Source organism: Pseudomonadales bacterium, assembly GCA_013215025.1.
Taxonomy (GTDB): Bacteria; Pseudomonadota; Gammaproteobacteria; order Pseudomonadales; family DT-91; genus DT-91.
In genome coordinates, this window is record JABSRR010000203.1 from 1 (window position 1) to 4447 (window position 4447).

Below are 4447 nucleotides of genomic sequence, written 5' to 3' on the forward strand. Positions count from 1 at the left end.
TAAAAAGTGCAGTTTTTTAGGATTTTGCTCGAATCAGCTAAACGCGAGGGTTTATCGCAGTGAACTTATCGCAGAGAGATAATCGGCCAGTTTCGTAGCTTAGCCTCTTGCAGCAAACGTGCATCGGCATCAACCACCACAGGCTGGTCGACCACTTTTAATAAGGGTAGGTCATTGATTGAATCAGAGTAAAAATAGCTACCCTCAAGGCTCAATGGCTTGTCACTCAGCCATTGCTGTAAACGACTGATCTTGCCTTCCTGAAAGCAGGGCACGCCGCTCACTTTGCCAGTGAAACGCCCCTCAATCTCCTCTGGATCTGAAGACAAAATATCATCAACCTGTAAGGCCTTCGCTATCGGCCGCGTTACAAAACTGTTGGTAGCTGAGATGATCAATAGATAATCGCCAGCGTCTCGATGCTGCTGTAAAAGCGCTTGTGCTTTAGGTAGCATCATCGGTGCAATCACGCTTTGCATGAACTGCTGTTGCCAGCCTTCAAGGGTAGCACGTGGCTGCGTCGTTAAAGGCTTTAGCGCAAACTGCAAATATTCATCGATATCAAGGCTACCTTGCTGATATTGCTGATAAAAATAATCGTTCTTATCTTGGTAGTAGTCAGCATCAACATAACCCTGCTGTACCAAAAATTCGCCCCAGGCATGGTCGCTATCGCCATTAATAAGGGTATTGTCGAGGTCAAAAATTGCTAAAGCCATAATCATGCTGCACAATGGAGTGAAAGAGCAAGGGCGTAAATATGCCGCCCAATGTAAATTTCGCGCATCATCGGCCATGCATTCGTCGCTGTCAACTGCCAGATCTAGGCATCGTTGCTAGATGAGAATACCGAATAGCAATAAGCGCCGTGAGCGACGACAACGTATAGGAATACGATTGTGATTGACGAGCAAGGCTATCGTGCCAACGTCGGCATTATTATCGCCAATGGTAAAGGCCAAGTCTTATGGGCAAAGCGCATTGGACAAGATGCATGGCAGTTCCCTCAGGGCGGCATTAACCGCGGCGAATCAGCAAAGGCGGCGATGTATCGCGAGTTGGCCGAAGAAGTTGGCCTATCACCTCATGATGTTGAAATTATATCAACGACTCGCGGCTGGCTTCGCTATCGCTTGCCGAAACATCTGCGCCGCGCATCCAGTCCTCAATGTATTGGTCAGAAGCAAAAGTGGTTTTTGCTGCGCCTTCTGGCCGATGATGCACAGGTAAATTTGTCTCAACATGTCGAGCAAGAGTTTGACCACTGGGAGTGGGTCAGTTTTTGGTATCCGCTCAATCAGGTCATCAGTTTTAAACGCGATGTTTATCGGCGAGCCTTAAAAGAGCTGTCATCGGTGCATGCACGTTTGGTTGATGCGCTGCAATAATCATGCTTGAGTCACTGCGTCAAATTGTTCAAGAAGTCAGCTCGGCAAATGATATTCAGCTGGCGCTAGAGCTGATTGTGACCCGCGTACGCGCTGAAATGCAGACCGATGTATGCAGTGTGTATCTGCTGGATAGAGAGTCAGGTCGCTATGTGTTTATGGCTACTGATGGTCTGAATAAATCATCGCAAGGTAAAATCTCATTAGCCAAAGATCAAGGTTTGGTTGGCCAGGTGGTGCAGCGGGCTGAGCCTATTAATTTAGATAATGCGCAAGAACACCATGCGTTTAAACTATTACCGGATATTGGCGAAGAACCCTTTAATGCCTTTTTAGGCACCCCGATTATTTATCATCGTGAAATCCTGGGTGTGTTAATTGTGCAGCAATCAGCGCGTCGGCATTTTGATCAAGTTGAAGAATCCTTTTTAATCACTATTTCAGCACAGCTCGCCGCGGTTATTGCGCATGCACAGGCCACCGGTGCGATTAAAGCGCATGGTGATCGCAGTCATATTAAACAAGATGTTCAGTTTAGCGGGATCTCAGGCTCAATTGGCATAGCTATTGGCCGTGCCGTGGTTGTTAGCCCGCGTGCTGACTTTGCACTGGTTGCCGAACGCCATATTATTGATGTGAGCGCAGAGATTGAATTTTTCAGAAGTTGCCTTAATAAGGTACGCACGGATATACAGCAGCTTAAGCAAAAGTTCGCGGATCGCGTCAGCAAAGAAGAGTTATTGCTGTTCGACGTGTATCTGGCAATGTTAAATCAGCAGGGTATCAGTCAAGAGGTTGAGCAGCTGATTGAGACTGATAAGCTGGCTGCGACAACCGCTTTGCGCGATGTTGTGCAGGCGCATCTGAATCAGTTCAAATTAATGGATGATAGCTATCTGCGTGAGCGAGCGATTGATGTAAAAGACTTAGGTCTGCGAATTCTTAGCTATTTGCAAGATGCAGCGCCAACAATACAGCAATATGAAGGTGCGGTGATTTTAGTGGGTGAAGAACTTTCACCAGCAATGTTGGCTGAAGTGCCACGTGATAAGCTAGTTGGATTGGTCAGTGTGAAAGGATCCAGCCACTCGCATGTGGCAATTTTGGCTCGCTCGATGGGCGTGCCAACCCTGTCGGGCGTGGTTGATTTGCCCATCAATATGATTGATGGTCTACCTTTTATCATTGATGGCTTTGAAGAAAAAGTCATTGCAAATGCCAGCGATGCACTGACCGAGCGTTACCAAAAGTTTGCGCAAGAAGAAAAGTTGTCTGACCTTGGTTTAGAACAGTTTAAGTCTGTCCCCAGTGAAACCATAGATGGTCATGCCTTGCCGATTTTTGTTAATACTGGGCTAACGGCCGACATACTTCTGGCAAAAGAGAAGGGTGCTGACGGCGTTGGCCTTTATCGCACGGAAGTGCCTTTTTTGATCAGTGAGCGTTTCCCATCTGAAGAAGAACAAAAGAAGATTTACCAAGAGCAGCTGCAGGTTTTCCACCCTCAGCCGGTAACCATGCGCACGCTTGATATTGGCGGTGACAAGTCCTTACCGTATTTTCCCATTGAGGAAGAAAATCCGGCCTTGGGCTGGCGCGGTGTTAGAGTCACTTTAGATCACCCCGAAATTTTTCTTTCGCAAGTGCGTGCCATGCTAAGGGCAAATGAAGAATATGGCAATTTGCGTATCATGTTGCCAATGATTTCGCGTTTAGACGAGTTTGAAGAAGCTAAGCAGTTAATTATCCGTGCCTTTAATGAATTAAATACGCTTGAAGGTATACCCGTTCCTATGCCAGAAATTGGCGCCATGATTGAAGTGCCCTCGATTCTCTACCAGCTTGAGTCACTGGCGAAAAAGGCAGATTTTTTGTCAGTAGGTTCTAACGATTTAACACAATACTTATTAGCGGTGGATCGCAACAATACCCACGTCAGTCAGCTGTATAATGCCTATCACCCGGCAGTGATTCGCGCGCTTGCGGACATCGCATCGCGTTTAAAGCGTATCGGTACGCCTTTTTCGATATGCGGTGAGCTTGCCGGTGACCCTGCTGCAGCCGTTCTGCTCTTGGCGATGGGCTTTGATGCTATTTCCGTATCGCCTAATCGTTTATTAAAAGTGAAGTCCTTAATTCGCTTTGTTGATATGCCGCAGGCGCGGCGCATTTTAGATGCGGTGTTAAAGTTGGATCACAGTCAGGATATTAAAGATTACCTGCAGCGTAATCTTGATCAAGTTGGTATTACTCCCTTATTTAAGGAGCAGAGTAATACCCAGAGTCGGCTAAGCTAAACTTTGCAGTTGTTTTAGCTTAGCAAGAAGGTTTTTACGCGCTTGCATAATACTGACAGATGCCTGCGGTTTTATCGCAAAACCACTGGCAAAGTCTTTTTGCAAATCAGTTAAACTTCGGATGAGCAGTGCCCCTGACTCAGCCTCAAATAAATAGCTGCGATTCTGCTTGTGATAGGCGAACTCAAAGTTTACGACCTTATTTTCAATAAGCAGACTTACTTTATCGCCCATGTATAAACTGCGAACAATGTTTTCAGCGTCGCTGTTGGATACTTGTTCGGGCAGCAGTAAAAACTGCAGTGCTGCGCTATGGCTGTGTTGATGTCCAATTAATGACAGCTGATCAAAGCTGATCAATTCATCTTGTTCGTCAAGAATTAGGTCACATATCGCATCATGGTGCTGCAAAATAGAATCATGCACGCTGTTTAGGTCTTGCTGTTGCTGACGATAGTTTTTCAGCTCTTCTAGCTGTTCAATCAATATTGTTAGGATGACAGAATTAAACTGCTCTTTAAGCAGCAAGGTTTCGAGCTGCGTCAGCACCATACTAAAGCGCTGGCTCTCCTCTGAAGAAACGGGCTCAGTCGACTTGAGGAAGTTACTGATAAATTTCAGCCGATTTAAGGCATAGAGAACCTGTTCTTTTTTGTTAGTCAATAGCCATTCGCTTAGTAGTGGTTGAAATACCGAATTGATAAATACAAAGATTAAATCATTGTCAGTATCGTGCGCTGTGATTTTGCTCAGAGTTGATGA

4 protein-coding genes are annotated in these 4447 nt (G+C 45.9%); 2 read left to right on the top strand and 2 right to left on the bottom strand.

All coding sequences use genetic code 11. The features are described from left to right. Positions 1 to 65 precede the first annotated feature (65 nt). Positions 66 to 719 carry an HAD family hydrolase gene (locus HRU21_11705; protein NRA42954.1) on the bottom strand — a complete coding sequence of 218 codons (654 nt, stop codon included), beginning with the start codon at positions 717 to 719 and terminating at the stop codon, positions 66 to 68. A gap of 180 nt (positions 720 to 899) precedes the next feature. On the opposite strand from HRU21_11705, the gene rppH reads away from it, so the two are divergent. Together rppH and ptsP are read left to right on the top strand one after the other, a co-directional pair. Beyond that, on the top strand, positions 900 to 1388 hold the full coding sequence (rppH, locus tag HRU21_11710; GenBank protein NRA42955.1) for an RNA pyrophosphohydrolase: 489 nt from the start codon (positions 900 to 902) through the stop codon (positions 1386 to 1388). Between the two features lie 2 nt (positions 1389 to 1390). Then, a complete protein-coding gene (gene ptsP / locus HRU21_11715; GenBank protein ID NRA42956.1) occupies positions 1391 to 3685 on the top strand; it encodes a phosphoenolpyruvate--protein phosphotransferase in 2295 nt (764 codons plus the stop codon). Here the strand turns inward: ptsP and HRU21_11720 are convergent. Then, positions 3677 to 4348 carry a hypothetical protein gene (locus HRU21_11720; protein NRA42957.1) on the bottom strand — a complete coding sequence of 224 codons (672 nt, stop codon included), beginning with the start codon at positions 4346 to 4348 and terminating at the stop codon, positions 3677 to 3679. The genes ptsP and HRU21_11720 overlap by 9 nt on opposite strands. Positions 4349 to 4447: the final 99 nt, after the last annotated feature.